Annotated in this window: 16 protein-coding genes and 1 tRNA gene; 14 read left to right on the top strand and 3 right to left on the bottom strand. The window is 45.9% G+C overall.

The window, feature by feature from the left end; all coding sequences use genetic code 11:
* Positions 1-3 precede the first annotated feature (3 nt).
* The 6 genes from ACN0VA_RS08655 (at position 4) to ACN0VA_RS08630 (ending at position 5,115) form a co-directional block, all read left to right on the top strand.
* Positions 4-972 carry a beta-ketoacyl-ACP synthase III gene (locus ACN0VA_RS08655; protein ID WP_417820755.1) on the top strand — a complete coding sequence of 323 codons (969 nt, stop codon included), beginning with the start codon at positions 4-6 and terminating at the stop codon, positions 970-972.
* A 103-nt stretch (positions 973-1,075) separates the two neighbouring features.
* Positions 1,076-1,372 (top strand): integration host factor subunit alpha, encoded by a 297-nt coding sequence (locus ACN0VA_RS08650; RefSeq protein WP_188666020.1) that lies wholly within the window; start codon positions 1,076-1,078, stop codon positions 1,370-1,372.
* A gap of 26 nt (positions 1,373-1,398) precedes the next feature.
* A complete protein-coding gene (locus ACN0VA_RS08645) occupies positions 1,399-2,100 on the top strand; it encodes a MerR family transcriptional regulator (protein ID WP_417820754.1) in 702 nt (233 codons plus the stop codon).
* A gap of 73 nt (positions 2,101-2,173) precedes the next feature.
* Positions 2,174-2,250: transfer RNA gene (locus ACN0VA_RS08640), tRNA-Pro, on the top strand.
* 89 nt (positions 2,251-2,339) lie between these two features.
* Positions 2,340-3,653: a tyrosine-type recombinase/integrase gene (locus ACN0VA_RS08635; protein WP_417820753.1), complete on the top strand. Its 1,314-nt coding sequence runs from the start codon at positions 2,340-2,342 to the stop codon at positions 3,651-3,653.
* A gap of 313 nt (positions 3,654-3,966) precedes the next feature.
* Positions 3,967-5,115, top strand: a complete 1,149-nt coding sequence (locus ACN0VA_RS08630) for a DNA cytosine methyltransferase (protein WP_417820752.1) — start codon at positions 3,967-3,969, stop codon at positions 5,113-5,115.
* Here ACN0VA_RS08630 and ACN0VA_RS08625 read toward each other — a convergent pair.
* Positions 5,112-6,062, bottom strand: coding sequence for a hypothetical protein (locus ACN0VA_RS08625; protein ID WP_417820751.1), 951 nt, complete (start codon positions 6,060-6,062; stop codon positions 5,112-5,114). The genes ACN0VA_RS08630 and ACN0VA_RS08625 overlap by 4 nt on opposite strands.
* 453 nt (positions 6,063-6,515) lie before the next feature.
* On the opposite strand from ACN0VA_RS08625, the gene ACN0VA_RS08620 reads away from it, so the two are divergent.
* The 5 genes from ACN0VA_RS08620 (at position 6,516) to ACN0VA_RS08600 (ending at position 13,243) form a co-directional block, all read left to right on the top strand.
* On the top strand, positions 6,516-7,076 hold the full coding sequence (locus tag ACN0VA_RS08620; protein WP_417820750.1) for a recombinase family protein: 561 nt from the start codon (positions 6,516-6,518) through the stop codon (positions 7,074-7,076).
* A 195-nt stretch (positions 7,077-7,271) separates the two neighbouring features.
* Positions 7,272-8,525 carry a hypothetical protein gene (locus ACN0VA_RS08615; RefSeq protein WP_417820749.1) on the top strand — a complete coding sequence of 418 codons (1,254 nt, stop codon included), beginning with the start codon at positions 7,272-7,274 and terminating at the stop codon, positions 8,523-8,525.
* Between the two features lie 1,059 nt (positions 8,526-9,584).
* On the top strand, positions 9,585-9,899 hold the full coding sequence (locus ACN0VA_RS08610) for a helix-turn-helix domain-containing protein (RefSeq protein ID WP_417820748.1): 315 nt from the start codon (positions 9,585-9,587) through the stop codon (positions 9,897-9,899).
* A gap of 4 nt (positions 9,900-9,903) precedes the next feature.
* The gene (locus tag ACN0VA_RS08605; protein ID WP_417820747.1) at positions 9,904-10,839 is read left to right on the top strand and encodes a reverse transcriptase family protein; all 936 of its coding nucleotides are present in this window, start codon (positions 9,904-9,906) and stop codon (positions 10,837-10,839) included.
* A gap of 517 nt (positions 10,840-11,356) precedes the next feature.
* A complete protein-coding gene (locus ACN0VA_RS08600) occupies positions 11,357-13,243 on the top strand; it encodes a DEAD/DEAH box helicase (RefSeq protein WP_417820746.1) in 1,887 nt (628 codons plus the stop codon).
* Positions 13,244-13,281: 38 nt separating this feature from the next.
* On the opposite strand, the gene ACN0VA_RS08595 is transcribed toward ACN0VA_RS08600, so the two are convergent.
* Together ACN0VA_RS08595 and ACN0VA_RS08590 are read right to left on the bottom strand one after the other, a co-directional pair.
* Positions 13,282-13,977, bottom strand: coding sequence for a hypothetical protein (locus tag ACN0VA_RS08595; protein WP_417820745.1), 696 nt, complete (start codon positions 13,975-13,977; stop codon positions 13,282-13,284).
* Between the two features lie 60 nt (positions 13,978-14,037).
* Positions 14,038-15,369 (bottom strand): MFS transporter, encoded by a 1,332-nt coding sequence (locus ACN0VA_RS08590; RefSeq protein ID WP_417820744.1) that lies wholly within the window; start codon positions 15,367-15,369, stop codon positions 14,038-14,040.
* Between the two features lie 171 nt (positions 15,370-15,540).
* Here ACN0VA_RS08590 and ACN0VA_RS08585 point away from each other — a divergent pair, with 171 nt between their 5' ends.
* The 3 genes from ACN0VA_RS08585 (at position 15,541) to ACN0VA_RS08575 (ending at position 21,995) form a co-directional block, all read left to right on the top strand.
* Positions 15,541-16,221, top strand: a complete 681-nt coding sequence (locus ACN0VA_RS08585) for an outer membrane protein (protein WP_417820743.1) — start codon at positions 15,541-15,543, stop codon at positions 16,219-16,221.
* 195 nt (positions 16,222-16,416) lie between these two features.
* Positions 16,417-18,444, top strand: coding sequence for a hypothetical protein (locus ACN0VA_RS08580; protein WP_417820742.1), 2,028 nt, complete (start codon positions 16,417-16,419; stop codon positions 18,442-18,444).
* A 167-nt stretch (positions 18,445-18,611) separates the two neighbouring features.
* Positions 18,612-21,995 carry a hypothetical protein gene (locus tag ACN0VA_RS08575; protein WP_417820741.1) on the top strand — a complete coding sequence of 1,128 codons (3,384 nt, stop codon included), beginning with the start codon at positions 18,612-18,614 and terminating at the stop codon, positions 21,993-21,995.
* The last annotated feature ends 1 nt before the right edge of the window (position 21,996 follow it).

Raw genomic sequence — 21,996 nt, 5'->3', positions numbered from 1 at the left:
CACATGGCTTTACGTTCTAGAATCCTCGGATGCGGCTCTTACCTTCCGGAAAAAATCGTAACAAACGACGATCTTGCAAAATTTGTCGATACAAGTGACGAATGGATTACTGCACGTACAGGCATCAAACAGCGTCACATGGTTACAGATGGTGAACTAACATCCGATCTGGCCCGTAAAGCTGCCCTGAAAGCTATTGAACATGCCGGGATTGATGTTCAGGATATCGACCTGATCGTTCTGGGCACTACCACACCGGACAATACCTTTCCTTCAACCGCGACCAAGGTACAGGCTCAGCTTGGCTTGACCCACGGATTTGCAATGGATGTACAGGCGGTTTGTTCCGGCTTTATGTATGCTCTGGCAACTGCCGACAGTTTTCTAAAAACCAGACAGGCCAAAACGGCACTGGTCATTGGGGCTGAAAGTTTCACACGCCTGCTGGATTGGGAAGACCGCACAACTTGCGTTTTATTTGGCGATGGGGCAGGGGCTGTCATCCTGCGCGCCGAAGAAGAAACAGCCGAATCTGCAGGTATTTTATCCACGCACCTGCATTCTGACGGGCGTTACCAAGATATTTTGATGGTTGATGGCGGACCGTCCAGCACCCAGACCACAGGGCATGTTCGCATGGCAGGCAAAGAAGTCTTTCGTCATGCCGTTGTTAATCTGGCCGAAGTCGTCAAAGAAGCACTGGCCGCCAATGACCTGACGGCGGATGATATTGACTGGATTGTTCCCCATCAGGCCAACAAGCGTATTTTGGACGGCACAGCGAAAAAGCTGAAAGTGGACCCGAACAAGGTGGTTGTCACGGTTGATAAGCACGCCAATACCTCCGCCGCATCCATCCCGCTGGCACTGGACGAAGCCGTGCGCGATGGCCGCATAAAGCGCGGAGATCTGCTGATTATCGAAGCAATGGGCGGTGGTTTGACCTGGGGTTCCGCCCTTATTCGCTGGTAAGCAGCATAAATTAAAATCAACTACGCAAACCTTTGATATTGACGGATTAATCGTCCTAAGGTACCGTTTAAGTCTGTCTATTCCAACTTTGCGAGGACCCCCAATGAGTGAAAAGACCATTACCCGCGCCCAATTGACCGAGGCTGTTTATCAAGAAGTTGGTTTGTCTCGTAATGAATCTGCGGACCTGCTTGAATCTGTTCTGGATATGATCGCAGATACATTGGCCAATGATGAAACGGTAAAAATCTCCTCTTTCGGCAGCTTTTCCGTCCGTTCCAAAGGCGAACGTATCGGGCGCAACCCGAAAACAGGTGAAGAAGTGCCGATCCTGCCACGCAAAGTACTCGTCTTCCGCCCCTCTCAGGTGCTCAAGGCCCGTATTAACGAAAACCAATAATGCCGCCGAAAGCGCATAGTTGATAGATGACCAAATCGAACGATGCGTTCCGCACGATTAGCGAAGTCGCCAAGGAACTCGGATTGGCAACCCATGTGTTGCGTTTTTGGGAAAGCAAGTTTCCACAAATCAAACCGCTGAAACGCGCGGGCGGTCGACGTTATTACCGCCCCGACGATGTCGCGTTGCTGCGTCGTTTACAGACATTGCTCCATGATGAAGGCTACACCATTAAAGGTGTCCAAAAACTCATGCGCGAAGAAGGCGCCCGCAGCTTTATCAACGAAGGCAGCGTGACGGCATCTGATGACACCTCAGAAACGCCGGAACCACAAACTCCGGCACCTGCTGAAGGGGAAAGAACAACCGTCTCCGTACAGTTGCGCGCACAAGTCGCCCCGGCGGTCCAGCAAGCCAGCCTGTTCGATAGCCCATCAGAAAATATGGGGCAAATACCGGACGAACGGGAACCAGAACAAAGCCTTGAATCTATTTCTGAGGATGAGGTTGAGGAAAGCACAGGCGGGGCTTCCTACTTTCAACCGCTTGCGACACATGATTACGAAGAACTGAACGACCTGCCCGAACCGGAACCCATTCTCGCCCCGGATGCCCCGGAACCTCAGATCATTGTCAAACGCGCCCTCAGCCCCACACAGCGTAACAAACTTGAAGATGTCTTAAGTGAGCTCAAAGCTATGAAAGACAAAATTGAGAGCGCGGCATAAAAAGTGAAAACTTTTGCAAACTAACCATTGCATCGCCTGAAAGCCCTCTATATATTGCCGCCACAAACATCGTCGGGACATAGCGCAGTCTGGTAGCGCACTACACTGGGGGTGTAGGGGTCGTGGGTTCGAATCCCGCTGTCCCGACCATAGAGAGAGGAAGTCTTTAATTTCAAGGGCTTCCTCTTCTTGTAAGTACTAAGTGATGTATGTATATACTTACACCCATGAGTACTGAAATGAGCATTCGAAAAAACTTGAGACAACGAACTGGCGGTGGTTGGGCCGTTGTTTATTATGTCCCTGATGAGTTCAGAGAACTGATCGGCAAGCGTGAGATTGTCCGAGGGCTTGGCACAAAGGACATTCACGAAGCCAACCGACGCAAACATAAAGTCCTCATCCAAATCCAAAAAGAAGTATTTGATCGTATCGACCCACTTAAAGAAGCTGCGAATCTTGCTGTTACAATCAACCCAGATGATGACCCCGAAGAGGTTTATCTGATCTCTAAAGCTGAAGAGATCGAAAGACAAAAGGGCTATACAACGGCGAAACAATACTATGACATTGCCACGCGTAAAGTTGTCCCTGTCTCGATGGCACTTGATCAATGGCTTCAAGCGTCTGACGGTATCCAGCAAAGCACGCTCAACAGGTATAAAATCGCAGTAAAAGAGTTCATTGATTGGGGCGGTGATGTTCCCATAGCTGATCTGACAAGGCGCAGGGCAGGGGATTACTTCGAATACCTGAAGCAAACCCTGTCACCCAAAACAAAACGTCCATACGCCCCAAAGACATACAATGCCAAACTTAAGGCCCTGTCGTCCCTATGGCGCTGGTGCGGCATGCGTGGATATTTTGAAGACCATAATCACAACCCGTGGCGAGGTATCGCATCTTCTGCACCGGGCGAACGGAAGAAACCTAAGACAGTTAAAACCCTCAGACCGATTTACAGGGAAGAAGCACAAACTTGGCTTAGAGCTATCAATGATGGGACCTTTAAACACAAGTCAGCGATGAACGACCTTATCATTCTCGCTTGGCATACGGGTGTCAGAGCCAACGATTTATGCGAACTGACAACAGACCGAGTGGTCTTTGACAAAGATGACCAAGAAAGTGAAGTCGTTTGGATTACTATCATCAGCGGAAAGTCTGAAGCAAACACACGCATTCTACCCATCGTATCACCTGAAGCAATCAAAGCACTTCAACAGCGTGTAAAAGCCGCTGAAAACAATGAACTATTCCCTGAACTAACTAGAGCAGGGGAAGACAACAAGAAGTACCATAATCTTCAAAAGACCATTAACCGCATCAGGACAAGCACTTTCAAAAATGCACCGTTTGATATGCACTCTTTCAGAAGACGCTTCTCCAGCGCATGCGAAGACGTAGGAATGGACCCTGTGCAATGGTCAAGGATGATGGGCCATAGTGCGCCTACCTTGGCAGCATCGGTTTACAATAAAGGTCATAAAGCACGTAAGCGATTGCTTACGGGTATCAAAGAAGTGCATGAGGAACTTGGAGAACTAACTTGAAGAATAATTTTAGCCTGTAGATCGTATCAAACCAATCGTAAGTTACAATCCACTCAGAACTTGCTTGATAAGTTCAAGAATATCAACTTTAAAATGGATTTGTCGCATTAAATTTAGAAAAGCTCTCATAATGACGGCCTACTTTTATTTGCAGGCCGTTTTCAATATTTCTCTTGATTTTACATCATATAAATTATTGTTTTTATTTACTTATTAAATATACATATAAAAATATATTGCATTATATATCATTCATGTTGTACAAAAAGTTAACTAAACTTTTTTAGAACATAATTAGAACATATAACGTGTCATGGCATATGTAAATGTAAAAGAAGCAACTGCCTACTTGCTGGGACAAGGGCTAGTTAAGGGCATTGAAGGCACAAGACGGTTCATTCGCAAGGGTGACATTTTAGCTGAGAAAACGTCGAACCATGATGGCTACCAAATCGACCTCGATGCACTGGAGGCTTTTGTATGGGTAAAAACAGCTTCGCATGGAGAAATTGTTCAGCGATTAATGGACGCTGAGCAAAAAAGAATCCAGCCCAAAGGTATAAATGAGTACCGGGTAGCTTCATTCTTTGCAGGTATTGGCGGATTTGATTTGGGGTGCGAACGCGCAGACATGAAAGTTGTTTTTCAGTGCGAGATTAACAGTTTTTGTCAGAAGGTTCTCAAGAAACATTGGCCTAGCGTTCCGTTGCATGGAGATATAACCAAACTAACCGCATCTGAAATACCTGATGCAAACGTATGGTGTGGTGGTTTCCCTTGTCAGGATGTATCACTTGCCAATCAAGGTAAACGAAAAGGATTGAAGGGAGAACGAAGTGGATTGTTCTACAAGTATGCGGAACTCGTTGACGCAAGAAAACCTGACTGGTTGGTACTCGAAAACGTTCCCGGCCTCCTCAACAGTCACGGTGGAGAAGATTTCAGAATCTTGCTCCAAACATTGGATGAACTCGGGTATGGCGTATCTTGGCGAGTCTTGGATGCAAAATACTTTGGAACACCACAGCGACGACGTAGAGTGTACATTGTCGCAAGTCGTGGAAACCTCCGCTCCGCTGGAGTGCTTTTTGAACCCGGAGCAACTTCAATCACTGATAAGCAGGGCCAAGGCGAGAGATCAACAACTTCCGAAAGACTTGGAGGAAAGCTACAAGAAACAAATCTCTATTCTATCCAACATGCAAGCATTGGAAGAAAGCACACTGCAGGGCCACAAGCAAAAGGCTACCGCTCAGACGGAGAAACCTACACTCTCGACTCTAGAGGAAGCACCGACGCTGTTTGTGCGCCGAATGACGGCTTCGGAATACGAAGAACTCCAAGGTTTTCCAAAGAACTGGACTCTAATCGAGTGAGAGCTGCAGGGAATGCTGTTGCCGTTCCAATCGTGGAATGGGTCGCTAAGCGTATCATCAAAGTAGATAAAGGCGAGATTGGTTAATCAATTGTCTTGATGTTTCCATCAAGCATTATGAACTCACCATCAAACATTTCAGGGTTGGGGCCACCTTGATCAGTGAGGAAGCGGACAAAGGTGCCGTAATTTGTAAAAAGAATTCGGGCTTTATCTATCTTCAAGGGTATCTGCCCTGAAACCGGAGGAGAGCTTGTATCCTCTACAAACGCCAGAATGCATAATGTCCAGTTGTAATCACGTAAGTCTCTAAATGAAGCATTCTTGAAGCGTTTTTCGAGGTAGTCAAATAAGGCGTTTCCAACTGCAAAAACCAGCTTGCCACCTGTTTGATTCACCACGTTCCCCTTGACAAGAAATTGCTCTTGTTGTCTCCTCCATGCATTCGTTTCAATTGTGTTGGCCTTAACTGGTATTCTTAAGAATTCATTTGTTATAGGTGTTTGCTTTGCCCATTTAGCCAAATGTCTAGTGATCGCTCCGGTGGAACTCGTTTCTCCGCCGCCCTGCATTTCTAAGAGAATTTCATCCACTTTGGTTCCTTGAGTAAAGTTCCTCATTACATAGTCGGCTTTATAATTTACTCCAGCTTCAGCTAAGGGAATATTGACTTCTCTTTTAATACCAATGTCAGATTTAGTGAAGTCGCCACGATAAATGACTGTTGCAATTTTCCACAAGGTATCTACTTGATAATCATTTAAGCCGATTGGGACATTGATATTTTTTGAGGGGTCTGTTGGAGAAGGAGCTTGTTTCTTTGTCCGGGTAGCGCATAAACGATGCTCACATACAATCCATATGGCATTGTCAGCTTTGCGCACCATACAAACAGGTTGCCCCCCTTTGGATACTTTATCGCAGTGGCGGTCCATGAATGGACATATAGCACCTGATTTTGGCTCAACTGGCGTGATTGCAGGAAAGTCAACGTCAGTACGCTGACCAAGATATTCGGCAACAGAGACGACCATTAATTTTCACTTCCTCTTTGACAACTTGGAGACGAAACTTAATATTGAATCTATTGAGAGTCTACAGCTTTAAACAGATTTATAATTGAAAAAACTATACCTTCCCTCATTATTAGAGACATATGGTAGATAATTTTCGCTCAACATCAGAGTGATACTTATTTAACCCACAGCATACGCCATACACATCATCTCTCCGGTCAGAGAAAATACCTCAAAAATGTGAGAGGGCATTATTAATATAACGTATCGCTCTTTTGCCCCCTTAGGCCACCCCTATGCTTTTTCAGGACTTCCACTTAACCCCCACCATAGAACTCAATCAGTCTCACATGACCAAGCCCGTGTGACACTGTTTTCCAGCTTTCGTATCCGTCTCACATAAAAGGCATTGACTTTTGAGACTCTGAATCTTATGACATTTAAGAGACGTGTGAGACATGGAGGTGATGAATGTTAATCGGATATGCAAGGACAAGTACTCTTGAACAGGAAGCAGGACTTGAAGCACAACTTAGAGACTTACAAGAAATAGGCTGTGAGAAGATATTTCAAGAACAGGTAAGTTCTGTTGCACAGCGTCCTGAGTTAAACAGGGCTATCGACTACCTACGCGAAGGCGACATTCTGTATGTTACTAAACTAGATCGGCTTGCACGGTCTATGAAGCACCTTGGGGATATTGTTGAGACGGTCAAAGAGAAACAGGCATACCTGAAGGTCATGGACAATCTGGGTCTTGATACGACAACAGCAACTGGTGAACTTGTCTTGAATGTACTTGGTTCAGTAGCGCAGTTTGAACGCTCCATGATGCTTGAACGCCAGCGAGAAGGTATCGCTAAAGCCAAAGCAGAAGGGAAGTATGTTGGGCGACAGAAGACAGCTCAGAAGAAGGCCAAGGATATCTTCAAGCTTAAGGAAGAAGGCATGAAGCCCAATGACATAGCCAAAGAGCTTGATATTTCCAGAGCCAGCGTTTATCGCATCCTAAAAGCAGGGGAAGACAAATGAACAAAGACACTATCATCTTCATCAAGGAAATGATTGCATTGTTCCTTATGGTAGCTGCAACAGCGGGTGTTATCGCGTTTGCTGAATGGATTTCATAAACAAAAGGGCTTATGTCCCTGTATCTATGTTTTGCTAAATAGCACCACATATATGTATTAATTTTTATAAAGCAACTTTAATAAAGTAACTTCAATAATGACCGATAACAATAAAGACGATGACACAATCCGCCTCTTCAGGCCTGCATTAAGAGCTGCTTCAGATAACTTAAAGGAAATCTGCCAGCTTGCTGTGCAAGAGGTCATGGAACTGGAAACACGTAAACGCAAACGTACAGCAGAAGCTCAGTTAAGATTTGAACAACGCATTGATGCAATCATTTGTAACGCGCTTCATGCTTATCTTTCTTCCAATTATGACTACTGCGCAGTGCCTCGTTCGAAAGTCCATATGAATAGCAGTCGATATAAGTCTGACTTAATCACCAAGGATTTCCCTGTTGTTTTGGACCAATTAGATATTGCTGACTTTGTTACACTCAAGCAGCCTAAAAGTGATTGGCACAGGCAACGTCTATTTCCTTCTGAGAAGTTGATAGACCTGACTAGAAAGATTGACTTGAGCTTCGATGATTTCGACTACCTTATTGACGAAGAAGAAACCATCATTCTTAAAACTGAAGACCCGACAAGGAAACGTGACAAAAGTGGCACTATTCCAAAGAAGCTAAAGGAATACCCTGACACTGATGAGACAAATCGTTTCAGAAAAGAGCTAACTATCATCAACAATCACTTACATTCCTTTGACGTAAATCTTGAAGGTGCTCAGGACCATGACTTTGTTCATAGGCAATTGGTGCGGAGCTTTAATGACATGTATGACGGTGTTGACTTTGCAGGTGGTGGTCGCCTTTGGGGTGGTACGTGGCAGAACATGTCAAAGAAGGATAGACGCAGTCGTCTCATGATTGATGGACAAAAGATTGCTGAAGTGGATTTCAATCAGATGATGCCCTGTCTTATGTACACTTTGGCTGACAAAGAGCCGCCTCAAGATGACCTCTATGATGTTAGTGATTACAGCCGTGCAGGTCTAAAGAAAATCTTCAATGCTATGACGTTCAGGGGACGCTTGAGAAACTACCCTGATGGCGTTGCCAAGTACTTTAACGATGACACAAAAGTTTCTGAAATACAGAACGCTATCAAGGCTAAGCATAAGTCTGTTGCTCATTTGTTTCAAAAGGGATTAGGTCATAAGCTTCAGCGGATGGAAAGTGACATACTGGTCAAAACAATGCTGGTGCTTGCTGAGTTTGGTTGTCCATGCCTTCCAATCCATGATGCGCTGTTATGTCGTGAAACTGATGCGAAGAAGGTTGCGATGACAATGGAAAACAGTGCTACTTTGATTACTGGTTATAAGTTGAGGGTATCTATCAAGTAGGTAGATAACACTAAAGCTCCACCTTGATCTTACCACTCTAGGACCCGTAAGGATAATCAGCTCTAAACACCACTGAGCAACATGAATACTACAGTTTGTCAATTACTCAGCTTGCCCTGAGAGTCCGCAGGAGAGTCGATAATTCAATCAGCTAGGGTAGGTGCAGCACCCACAACAAAGACTCCCTACGAGCCTTAAAAACACGACCTGAGACTCATCCAAACATCCATATACCCATCGGGCATATACCCATCGGGAATACTTTCACCAAAATTCACATGGAACATTTGACAGAGCTTTGACGAATATGTAAGTGTAAGTACGACATACATCAATTTTATACTTACATTTAATTTTAGTAAGTTATTGTTATTTAAAGACTTTATCAGTTACGGTCGGAGTCCCGCTGTCCCGACCAAAATGAAAAAAGCCTTGTTTTTCAAGGCTTTTTTCATGCCTGAAATTTGCAATAGGGCATGTAGGGCATAGTTCCTTTAGAGGCTTTCGACGGAACCCACAAACAATCACACACCAAAGTTCGCCAGCAGCGAATATTGTATTGCATATTGCGAATAGCATTGCTATGATCGTTTCGTTAAGTGGCGAGATGTCGCATTACCCGAAGCCTTTGGCTTGCGGGGACTTCGGTCCCTACCAACTGCTGCTCCGAAGAAGACGGAAGAGTGGAAGCATCCCTCGGAAGAAATCAAGGACACAGCGGTAAAGCCGTAGCCGACGCGATCGGCTACGGCGGATAGGTTAAGGGGGAATGCTCCTGTCTGGACTCGTTTCTGGTTTACGCGACGCTATGGCAATGGTGCCATGGTGAACCAGAAAGGTATATATATGGAAACATTGAAACCAACAGCCCTTAACACCAGACAGGAGACGTTGTTCAAACGTGCCCTTCAAGGTGGGAAGCGATGTATTCGCTTTTGCTTGGTAAACCGGCGCGTTCTGTTAGCTGTGTTTGCCTTCGTGGTCAAACTCGTGCGGATGGTGTTGTTTTTCTCAACTGAATAACTCCCCCTAACCATTTCAATGATACAGGTAACGAACATGATTAACGACGCACTTAGATTGATACGGGTTTATCATAACCAAACCCAAACCCAAGTATCAACTGGCGTAGGGTTATCTAAGTCATATGTCTCGGAAATTGAATCACGCAGAAAGAAGGTCACGCTTGAAACCCTTGAAAAATACGCAAGGTATTTTGACATACCAGCATCTTCATTAATGCTGTTTGCCGAGAATATCGAAGACCCTACGTTAGTCAAAAACATCAAGCAATCAGTAGCTGGCAAGGTAGTCAAAATGCTGGATTGGATTGCTACGATCTCTGACGCAGACCCTGAGAAACACAAGGATTAGATGATTGGATAGCTATCCACTTGAGACTTCACCATTTTACAGAATGAGTTCTCCGCATAAACTCGCGGAACTACTATTCGTTTCAAAAGAGAAACTCGAAACCTTAGCCAACAAACCTGATGTTGAAAGGTATCGTTTCTTTAATGTAGATGGTCGCAAGGTACAGGAACCAAACCCTCAACTTCAAGTTATCCACAAACGTATCTATCAATTGCTATCCAGAATTGAAGCACCAGACTATCTCCACTCTGCACGGGCAGGGAGGTCTTACCTCACAAATGCCAGAGTCCATATCGGTCGCAACTCCATCATCAAGGCTGACGTAAAGAGATTCTATCCATCGGTGACAAGGAAATCGATTTACGGTTTCTTTCGAAACCTATTGGAATGCTCATCAGAAGTCGCAGCTATTCTCTCAAAACTAACTACTGTGGATGAGCATCTGGCGACAGGAAGTAGCGCAAGCCCTCTGCTGTCATACTATGCCCATAAACCTATGTTTGAAGAGATCAATACCTTAGTCACAGACAGCGACTGTAAGATGACCGTCTACGTTGATGACATCACCATATCTGGTGAATTCGTGAGCAAGAAATTTCTCTCAATCATCAGAGGCATTATCTCTCGGCATGGCTTAAAATCTCATAAAGCTCATTACTTTCCTGTCTCCACACCAAAGGTTGTTACGGGTGTCATAGTTCAGCACGACAAGATTGCCCTTCCCAATAAAAGGCACCTAAAGATCAAACAAGGGTTCGATGATCTAAACGCGGCGCAAACCATTGAAGAGAAGCTGTCAATTTTACCGTCATTAACCAGTCGTTTATTTGAAGCTGTTCAAATCGACAAGGGATGGCTACCCCAAGCTCAAAGCCTTGTCGATTTACGAAAGAAGCTACAGCGTGATTTAAGGACTAAAAAGGCTTTAGCAGGTCGCTAACCTACATACCATACACCGAACCAAAGTGGCATCTCTTGCAATAATAGCCCAAAGGATCAAGCGACACCTACCGTACAATTCAATCTCCGCTTCAATATCATCGTCGTCGACTGGACCCGTTCCCTAAAACTCAAACCTCTTCTCCGTTCAGTAATTCTCACGCTAAACGTCCTCAACCTCATCATGCTCTCGCAAGGGAAAGTGCTTGCATTCTGGCAGGCGGAAGTGTAGGTAAGGGTTTCGGTTCATTTGCGCTTATATTGGATACGCGTAAATCATTGATTTAAAGCTCATTTTTTGGTTTTGGTTATCATTTGTTTTCTCATAATCTTAATCATTGGAAAGTTTTGCTCTTTTAAGCGAAGCTTTTTTTCAACGGACCGGATCCGCGCAAACCTGACGGGAACTATTCTCGAAAACAGATAAAGAGCGTGCCATGACCGGACATTACGGTCATACTTAGGGCACATGAAAACAAGAGAAGCATAATAATATCTTCTCTTTTGAAAGATACAGTATGACAAAATTTGAAGGTGTTGTTTCATCACTCGAACAGGCATTGGTAAAACGAGGCTATGAAACGTTAACACCTGTTCAGGAGGCCGTGATTGCCCCTGAAATGCTTGATGTAGATGCGCTTGTTTCTGCACAAACCGGCTCGGGTAAAACCGTTGCGTTCGGGTTGAACTTTGCCCCCACAATTTTAGGCGAAGCGACAAACTTTTCCCGTGCGGAAAAGCCCTTGGCGCTGGTGATTGCGCCCACACGCGAACTTGCCCTGCAAGTGAAGCTGGAACTTGAATGGCTTTATGAATTCACCGGAGCCAAAATCGCGTCTTGTGTCGGTGGTATGGATATGCGAACCGAGCGTAACAACCTGTCACGCGGCGCACATATTGTCGTCGGTACGCCGGGACGTTTGCGTGACCATATCGAACGCGGGTCTTTAGAACCCTCGGCACTGCGGTGTGTCGTTCTGGATGAAGCCGACGAAATGTTGGATCTGGGTTTCCGCGAAGAGCTGGAATGTATCCTGGATACCACACCGGTTGAGCGCCGCACGCTGATGTTTTCCGCAACTGTCGGGCGCGGGATTGCCACCTTGGCGAAACGCTATCAACGGGACGCTGTTCGCCTTGAAACCAAGGCAGCGGAAAAGCAACACCGCGATATTACATATAAAGCCTTTCAAGTCGCCCCGAGTGACCGCGAAAATGCCATTATCAATATCTTGCGTTTCCATGAAGCCAAAAATGCCATTATTTTCTGTGCCACCCGTGCGACCGTAAACCATTTGCACAGCCGTTTGAACAACCGCGGATTTTCCGTCGTGGCTTTGTCCGGTGAACTGAGCCAGAATGAGCGTTCCCATGCCTTGCAAGCCATGCGTGATGGACGTGCCCGCGTTTGTGTGGCAACAGATGTTGCCGCACGCGGCATTGACCTGCCCAATCTCGAACTGGTGATCCACGCCGATATTCCACGCAACAGCGAAGCCTTGCTGCACCGAAGCGGGCGGACAGGACGGGCAGGGCGAAAAGGGGTCAGCGCACTGGTCGTGCCATACAATCAACGCCGCCGTACAGAACAAGTCTTGAACCATGCCAAGATCACCGCAGACTGGACCAAGCCGCCTTCTGTCGAAGAGGTGCTGCAACGTGATCGGGAACGTTTTCTGACCAATCCTGTGTTCGAACAGGAAATTGACGAAAATGAAAAGGACTTCCTGCAGGACGTCATGGCAAAATTCAGCCCTGAACAAATCGCACTGGCCTTGATCCGTCTGCAAAATACCGAACAACCGGCCCCTGAAGAATTGCTGGATGCCCCGCAAGGCAAAGACCGGGAACGCCCGGAAAAAGGCCCACGGGTCGATTTTGAAAACGGCGTCTGGGTCAGCCTGTCTGTTGGACGCAAACATAATGCAGAACCGCGCTGGATTTTGCCGATGCTCTGTCGGGCGGGCCATATCACCAAAGGGGAAATCGGTGCGATCAAAATTCAGGACGACACCACCTTTGTTGAATTTCACCCCGACAGCATTGATAAATTCCTCGCCGCTGTCGGCCCCAGCCGCAAAGTCGAAAACGGCGTTACGATTGATCGTTTAAAAGAAGTCCCTGAGTTTAGCGCTGATACACGGGGCAAACGCGGTCCGCGTGACAATCGTAAAGGACGCGGCAGAAATGATCGCGAAGACCGCGGTGATCGTCGTCCACGCAAACCCGCCCATCGTGGAAAATCCGGTGAGCATAAAAAGTTTGAGGGCAAATCAAATGAAGACAGCGCCCCGAGAACGGACAAGCCAACAAAAAGCAAAAAGTCTTATAAACCCAAAAAAGACGGGGATAGTAAGGCTGGCATGGGCCCGATAAAACGCAAGCGCAAGCCAAAGAAAAGCTGATATGAAAAAAGCCTTGTTCACTTGAGCCAGGCTTTTTTTTATTCCAAAATAGAAAATGGATGTTCAGCTTCGATCACCTTGGAAAAATCCGCCATAAAAGTCGAATAATTGCTGCTTAGATAATGATAGAGCGGTTTACTTTCCACCGTCAATTTAAGACGAGGAGAAACAGTCAGTCGTCCATCCTCCGACAACAATTTGACCGTTTGTTTTTCACTTAGAAAAGCACCTATTATGCCACGGTTAAAGGCCTCATACATTTTATCTTCTGAATTAAACTGAGCAATTTTTTGCATATCCAGAAAATGGTTTTGAACATATTCTTCATGCCACTTAATGCCCCTGACATACCCCAAGGGCTTTTTGCTGGATATATTATAGTCAGGGTTTTCCCAGACAGCATTTGTCAATTTAAAGAGTGGGACGAGCGAACGTACAAAAGTTCTCTCATAGGCTTTTTCTGCAAGGGGTAAACGATAAAGTTCACCATCAACTAACTTTTTATTGAAGTGCAAAATCCCTCGCGCGCCAGGTAACGGGACGACCTTGATATTACAGCCTAATTTCTTGTACACTTTCAACAGAATTTCTTTGGCCGGAACTGCCAGAGGGTCCCCCTGAATCATTCCGATTTTTTGGGGGCAATAACTATTGGGAGACTGTGCGTTTACGCTAAAATTTCCCAAAAGAACGACAAAAACAACTGTCAAAAATATATGCATATGCATGAACACCCCTGTTCCTATATACAAATTCTATAATTACCCGCATTAATTTTCAACTCTAAAACATAATCAGTCCGTCATCCGGATCGTATCATCATCGTCAAGGGCTTCCTGATCCGCGATTTCTCGTTCTTCCATTTCTCTTTGTGCTTCATCCGCCAATTCCTCAGCCTCTTGGTTACGAGGATCAAGAGGACTGACAGACGGTGTAACCTTGGGCATTTCGAAAACGAAGTCTGTTTTCTCTTCGCTCGACAACGCCTCTTTCTTAAAGATGCGAATGGATGCGAGAACAATCAGCGGAATTTGAATAATAAACATAAACATAAACAATCCCTGCGGCCCGATAATTTGCATCGCTTGGGCAGAGACCAACGGTGAAATGAGAGCACCCACTCCATAAAACAACACCATCGATCCACAAGCCGGGACAAATTCATCTTGTTCAAGATAATCACTGATATGGCTGGATGAAATGGCATAAAGCGGGAAGGCCATAAATCCTAAAAGAGCCGCCAGATATTTAATGGTATCGGCATTTAGGAAGGCCGGAATTAAAAAGAGGGTACAGACCAAAGAGGTCCCGAGCCCCAATCCAAGGATAATTTTACGTCGGTCTATACGATCTGAAAGTTTCCCGATCGGCCAAAGAGAAATCATCCCGCCAACCATCAGAAAAAACATAACCTGAGAGACATCGGATGTATCCAGCCCGATCCGCAAAACATAAACAGCCAGCATTGTCCACAGTGCCCCACTGACCAAACCGGACACTGCAATCCCCAACATACCCAGCGGAAAGCGTTTGGCCAGTTTGCCAAAAGCCATTGTCGCACTTTCCTGAATTTCAGGTGCAACAATCTTTTTCCCCAAAGTAAGGGGTAAAAGGGCAACCGACAAAGCAACAGAGACCAATACAAACAAGTTATAACCTGAAACCGAGGTCAGGTTGATCAAGATTTGGCTGATTGCAGAGGCACTTAATACAATTAACATGTAAATCGAAAAAACTGTCCCGCGATTATCATTGCCGGAGGATGCATTCAGCCAGCTTTCCCCAACTAAAATCAATCCGCCAAAACATAACCCGGTCAGAAGGCGCAAACAAAACCAGACATAGGGGTCAACAAAAACCGCATGCAACAACGTCGCCGCAGAAGAAAGCGAAGCAAAAGCCGCAAAAGACCGGATATGCCCGACACTGTTAATAAAAGAGGGAATAACGAAAAAGCTGACAATATAGCCCAGAAAGTAAGAAGACAGGATAAAGCCGGTGGAGGTCAATTCAAAAGACTCCATTTCCGCACGCAAACCCAGCAAAGTACCTTGCAATCCACCACCGAGGTTGATCAACCAAATACTCGCTAACAACGCGATAAACGGTGAGATTGCTCTGCTCATATTCTTATTCACCCTAACTGTATTTTCGATAATTCACTCTGTCTTTTACATTCTATGGAAACATTTTAAAGACTTGTTGTGCAATGATTGTTTAAAAAAAATAAACAAAACTTGACAGCCCCGACAACGAACAATTAAAAAGTGTAAATATTGCAAAAATGGAAATTTAAAATGATTAAAAAATTTGCGCTGTCTTTAATGGCCTCTATGTCTGTTGCGTGCGTTGCGCAAGCTGGCGATAACTCACCTTATTATGGCCGGGTTGATGGGGGCATCGTGATCGCTGAAGATACCTCCTTTTCTTCTTCCGCCACTCAATACGGGGTTACGGTAAACGCCACAGGTAACATCGAAAGGAAAGCTGGCTACACCATATCCGGCGCAGTAGGCCGCCATATGAACAACCTTGTTGCCCTTGAACTTGAAGCCGGATACAGCAAGTTTGATTACGACAAAGTCACGGGGAACCTGACGGCAAGCGCTGGGGGGACAAACTATGTTGTCAACGGCAGTGCAGATATTGATGGTTCTATTCAAACCGTTACAGCAATTGCCAATGCTATTTTCACCCCTCTGGGGAACAAAAAAAGCAGACTTTCGCCCTTCGTTGGCCTTGGGATTGGTGCGGTTTATAGCAAAGATACAATTGATTCTATCGGAACATTGCAAGTCAATGGCAGCGAAAGCGATACAAACCTTATTGCAAACGCAATTGTTGGGTTGGATTACGCAATCAACAAGAATACATATGTCGGCGCAAAATACCGTTATCTCTGGGCAAACACTGGTCAAAACGGTTTTGACGATATGAAAGCACATACGCTTACAGCAAACGTCACATTTAACTTCTAAGCTGTCATCGCTGATTTTACAGTTTTACAGTCTATTAAACGGGGCAGATTATCTGTCCCGTTTTTTTGTAAACTCGCCAATATACTCCATTTAAAATACCGTCAACAATTAATGAAAATCATTTGCAAATAGGTTTTTTTTATGCAAAAAGAATAGATATTGATAATTACTCGCAACAAACCAATTGGAATACAAATGTCTAAAACACTTAAATTCCTGAGCTTAACTTCCGCACTGGCTCTTTCCAGTGCTGCCTTTGCCGACGGTGTAAAGGTGGAAGTCGTCGATAAAACCTTTAATCCCGGGGGCGGTTTTCTGGCATATACGGAATTTGAACTTTCCGGCGAACCCTTGGCTGAAAGCCTCGGCCTTGACCTTGATGTACTTGACCCTGTGGCCTTGAACAAACCGACAGCCTTCGATTACACCGCCGGGATCGAGTCTTATGAGTATTCCGAAGAAGCCATGTATGCGGTCAATTATCAATCAAAAATGGGGCCGCATCTTGCCAACGGTCCATTGAACGCAAAACGCGGTGGTACACCGGAAAGCTTAGGCAAACGTTTTATTGAATTGTCTGCTTCCGTTGCTTTCCCGACAGAAGAAATTCCCTTGAATATGTACCCGGTCACGTTCCCGTATCGAAAGGGTATGCCTGAATTTGCCGGGCCAGTAGATACCGCAATCGTAAATACCGACGAAGTGGAAATGTTGGATGCAACGGGTAAAACATCCAAAGTCAAAGTCGATATCCCGGCTTATTTCCGTGATTATGCCTCCCTTGCATGGATTGAGTCCGGTATGGACAAATCCTTCAATCCCGCAGCCGTCGGCGGACAGATGTTAAAAGACGTTATGTGGTCACAAGATTTCCTTGGCGGCATGCATACAGTTGAAGGTGACGAAGAAGTGGAAGCCACCTCATCCGATATGGATGCGGACGGCAAACATGCGTTGGGTGTGTCTTCAGCAGACGGTTTCAACGGTGTTATCCTGACAGAAATCACATGGGACAAGCTCCTTACCTTGAAAAACCAGTTCGGCTATGACGGTAAACAACTGGGCACAAAAATCACCAGTACCTATGATCCGGCAAACGGTCCGGTCTGGTTCCCGGCCAATGTTGCGGTTAGCGAAAAAATGGTCAATGGCACCAAAGCCATTGGGGACCTGAAAGTGACAGATGGTCGTTCCACATTACGCGACACATGGATGCTGTTGTGGCCCCTCAGCGAAGTTTACGCCTTTAGTGACCAACGAAGTGCTAACACGAACCAAAACCCGGCTTTCCTTTCTGTATTTGATGGGGCGCCATTCCCCAGTGCCCCGGCGGCCAACACAGATACAGACCTGAATAACGATGTAGAAAGCGATGATCCGTTCTCCGTCGTTAGTGTCTTGGCAAATGCCGCTTTCAAAAACTTGGATGCCCTGCATTTTGATGCCAAAGCAGGCACATTGGTTGATGATGTTATTGGTCAAAACGTGACCACTTTTGATGCCGCTTACGCCTTGCAAGCCCTGACGATCTTCCAACGTTCACAAGATGCGCTGCCGGTTGGTTATGCGTCAGCTGCTGCCGGTGAAAGCCTGAATACAGAACGCGGTCAACGTGCTTTGGAAATGATCAAGGCGCAAGCTGACTTTATCGTTGATAAACTGATTGCAAAAAATGGCTTGGCTGTTGATAGCTATAACCTGAAAGATGGCGCAGGCAAAAACCAAACCGTTGGCACTCAGTTTGCCGTGATCCGTGGTCTCGCAGCCGCAACAACCGCCACAGGCGATATGCGTTACAAAGAAGCTGCACGTAACGTTTATAACCAAGTCGAAGCCCTGATGTTTGACAAAGATACAGGCACTTATGCCAATGTTATCGGGCAACCAACGCAATATACACCGTACACAGTGGCAGCTGTCAGTGCCGGTTTACGTTCCTTGATGCTGGATCTTCGTAACGAAGAAGGTGAGAACAATCCCAATCTGAACTTGGCACACCTGACAAAGCGTTACACCACGTGGTTCCGTACCGTCATTAACGGTGAAAAAACCAATGAAGGTATGCAGTTGGCTGAATGGGTCGGCGACTCCGGTGAGAACCTGCTCAGCGAAAACAACAATGGTGACACAGATAAAGACGGTGTGGCCCAAGTTGTTTATGCCGGCGGAAAACACGGTACCGCTATGACAATGGCAAATAAGGTAATTGTTTCAAAACGATAAGCCTATTTCATTTTAAAACCGGGGAAGCCTCTCTCAAAAGGTTTTCCCGGTTTTTTGCGTTCTTTCATAGATTATTTGACGTATATCAATTAAGACGCATTTGCAATTATGTAGACCTTCTGAGATTAATATTTATTCTTATTTACTTCCGGATAGAATGAGCGAACATGAGTACGCAAACAAGAAAAACACATAAAGAAGTTGTTGCGGCGGCGTCCCTTTGGCGCAAACTTTCGTATCAATCCAAGCCTGCCGAATTTATCCTTTATATTCTCGTGATTAGCGGCCTTTTATTATGGGATGGATTTAATCTGCCGTGGCAAGTGACACGACCGGCATTGGGAATTCATTTCCTTGTTTCCTTAATTCTTTTTCCCATTTTCGTTCTGCCGTTTTGGTTATCGCATCGTGATTTAATGAAATCATCAACCAAACCTTTCCTGCGTAAGTCCGGTACCCTTATCGAATATATTTTAATCTTACTGTTTCTGAGCGGTCTGTATTTATCCTTTTTCGGCAACCGGGGTGACCTGATGGGGCAGGCTGTGTACTGGATGCATTTATTACCCAGTATCCCCCTTGCCATCATTGTCTATATGCATGCAAAACGCTGGAGCATGCTTAAAGCCTTAAAATGGCTTCTCGCCTTTGGTCTTGCCATTGCAGCTCTTTCCACCACCGCATTTGCAGCCGTTGAAAGTACGGGCTTCACACTCGGTCCCGATACAAAAATCCTGTATAGTGCCAATGGTGATACGGGCAGTGTCTCGTGGGTTGATAAAGACAGCGCAAAACGATTAGGCGAGATTAAACTTGGCGGTGATATTCGTCGTATAGCTCTTGGCGAAAACGGCTTAATCGCAGCGACCGATTATAGCGGCCACCGTGTTGTTTTCTTCAATCAAAACAAAATCCTCAGCGAATATAAAGTCGCCTATCGTCCGTTCGGGATTGTGTATGATCCGCGAAACAAACTTTTTTGGGTTGCAGCTTTTGAAGGGCACCGCCTGTTGGGTCTGCACCCGGATAAGGGCGTTATTTACGATTTAAAAACCCGTGAAACGCCACGTGGTTTGGCACTGTTATCAGATGGGCGCTTGTTGGTGACCCATGCCATGATCGGTGAAGTCTCCATTTACGATACAACCGTTTTACCGCCTGCGCTTAACGTGACCTTGAAATTACATGAAACACAGGAACCTGAAGACGAATTTATCTCACAAGGGGTGCCACGCCTGCTGGACGACATTGCCGTCAGCCCGGATGAAACGGAAGCCTGGCTACCACATGTTCTTTGGAATTTTGATCACCCATTCCAGTTTCAATCCACTGTTTTTCCCACTGTCTCCTTGCTCAGTCTGAAAAAAGGCAAGGAAAAGGAATTGGTTGATCGCCGCAAACATTTGTTCAAGCAAATCAACATCGTGGAAACCACCAAACGCACACGTATTGTATCTAACCCGCATGATGCAACATTCAGCGCAGACGGTAAAAAAGTTTATATCACACTCAGTGGCAGTGAAGATTTGATGGTGTTTGACCTGTCACGCCGAACCTCGATTAAGAAAAAGAAAAAACGCCGCGCGCGCCGTGTGGGTAAACTCAATCAAGGGGGGGCAAAAGCACAACAAATTTATCGCCATCTCCCCGGTGATACACCACGCGGAATTGTCGTATCCGGGCAGGATATCTTCATCCAGAATGCCATGAGCCTTGATATCACCCAAATGACCCGTGGTGGGGAGGGACCGTTTGCACGTGCCAAGCTGGTCAAACCCGTTTTCGCCAAACTGGTGGAAAACGACCCCTTGGACCCCCAGCTCAGACGTGGCAAAGCCTTGTTTATGTCGGGTAACACCAACGATGATACCGATTATCCAATGGCGGGTGATTTTTGGATGAGTTGCCAAAGCTGCCATCTGGACGGGTTTAATTTTACCACCGGCTATATGTTCCGTGATACGCCAACCGATAAATATGATAATGCCCTGATCGGTCACCAGAAACTAGGCAATATGGTTGCCGGTGATTTTGCGGGTGATTACGTTCGTATCATTCAGGAAACACAAGGCGGTATGGGATTTGATGAACGTGATGGTGCCAAAAAAGTAGACCCGGCGAACCTGCCTGAAAAAGTCAAAAACAAAATGGATGATCTCCATAGCTTTGTTCTGGCAAAAGGTAACCTGCCGCTTCTGTCCACATGGTTACGACTGGATGATGAACGCAAGACCGTACACGCCGAAGAATGGGTCAATTCCGCAGCCTGTGCAGAATGCCATTCCGATATGTTTGATCAATGGGCAGACTCATTGCACCGTTTGATGGGGGATTCCAACCCTTATTACAAGGTTGTGGAAGAAGTCGCCGCCCAAACCGAAGGCGAAGAATTCCGCAAATGGTGTATGGGCTGTCACCATCCCCAAGGATTGTTGACAGGTTTAACCGCGACGATCGAAAAAGGCCATATGTTCGAAAAAGGCGGTGAAACCCTGTTTAAAGCCTTGGAAGAAAAGAAACCTGATCTGGATGAGGGCACGGGCTGTCTCTTCTGTCACCGCATCACCAAATTGGAAGATGCCCGTGGCAAAAAAGCAGGTGGGAATGCCAGTTTCTCCGTCAATGTTAAAGACCGTGAGCTTTATATCTTTGAAAACAGCAAAAACGATTTGTTGAAATGGGCGGGAAACCACCAGATTAATGCCAAGCCGGAAGTCCATGCAAAATCCTATAGCCAACCGTTCTACAAGGACTCCGAACTCTGTAGCACGTGCCATAACGAATTTGCCCCCGGCACAGGTGCCGTTATTGTCGATACCTATGGCGAATGGGAAAAATCCGAATACAACAACCCGGAAGATCCCAGCAAACACCGCGATTGTATTGATTGCCATATGCACGGCGACATCAAACGGATCGGGGAAAATGTTCCCGGTATTTCCACCGATGGCGGACGAGTAAAAGACAACGTCGTCACCCATCAGTTTACAGGGGCCAATCACCATCTTGTCGGATTGCGCAACGAAAAACTGGCAAACATGAGTATTGAGCTGTTGCAAGCTGCTGCCAAGGTGGAAAACAGCATCAGTGCGGATGGAAAGTTAAACGTGCGTGTTAAAAACGTTGGGGCAGGGCATGCCTTACCCACCGGTGTTGCCGATTTCCGTCAATTATGGCTGGATATTACCGTTAAGGATGCCAAGGGCAATATCGTTTTGTCCGAAGGTAAAATGGATGACAAAGGCAATGTGGCAAAAGATGCGCGTTTCTTCCAAAAAGTCTTTGGCGACAAAGATGGCAAACCGGTTGGTCTTGTGTTCTGGCGTTATGAAAAAATGCTGAAAGATACCAAAATTCCGGCAAACGGATATCGCGATGAACGTTTTGACATCCCGACAGATGCCGTTTACCCGTTACAGGTCGAAACCAAACTGATGTTCCGTATCTATCCGCAATGGGTCACAGATGCGGTGCGTCAAACCTATCCAGAACTCCCCAATCCGGAAACCGTCCTGATGACCCAAGCCACCACCATGCTGGAGCATCCCTGAT

It is taken from the genome of Terasakiella sp., from assembly GCF_048267425.1.
GTDB lineage: Bacteria > Pseudomonadota > Alphaproteobacteria > Rhodospirillales > Terasakiellaceae > Terasakiella.
This window is presented reverse-complemented; position numbering and strand designations above follow the sequence as displayed.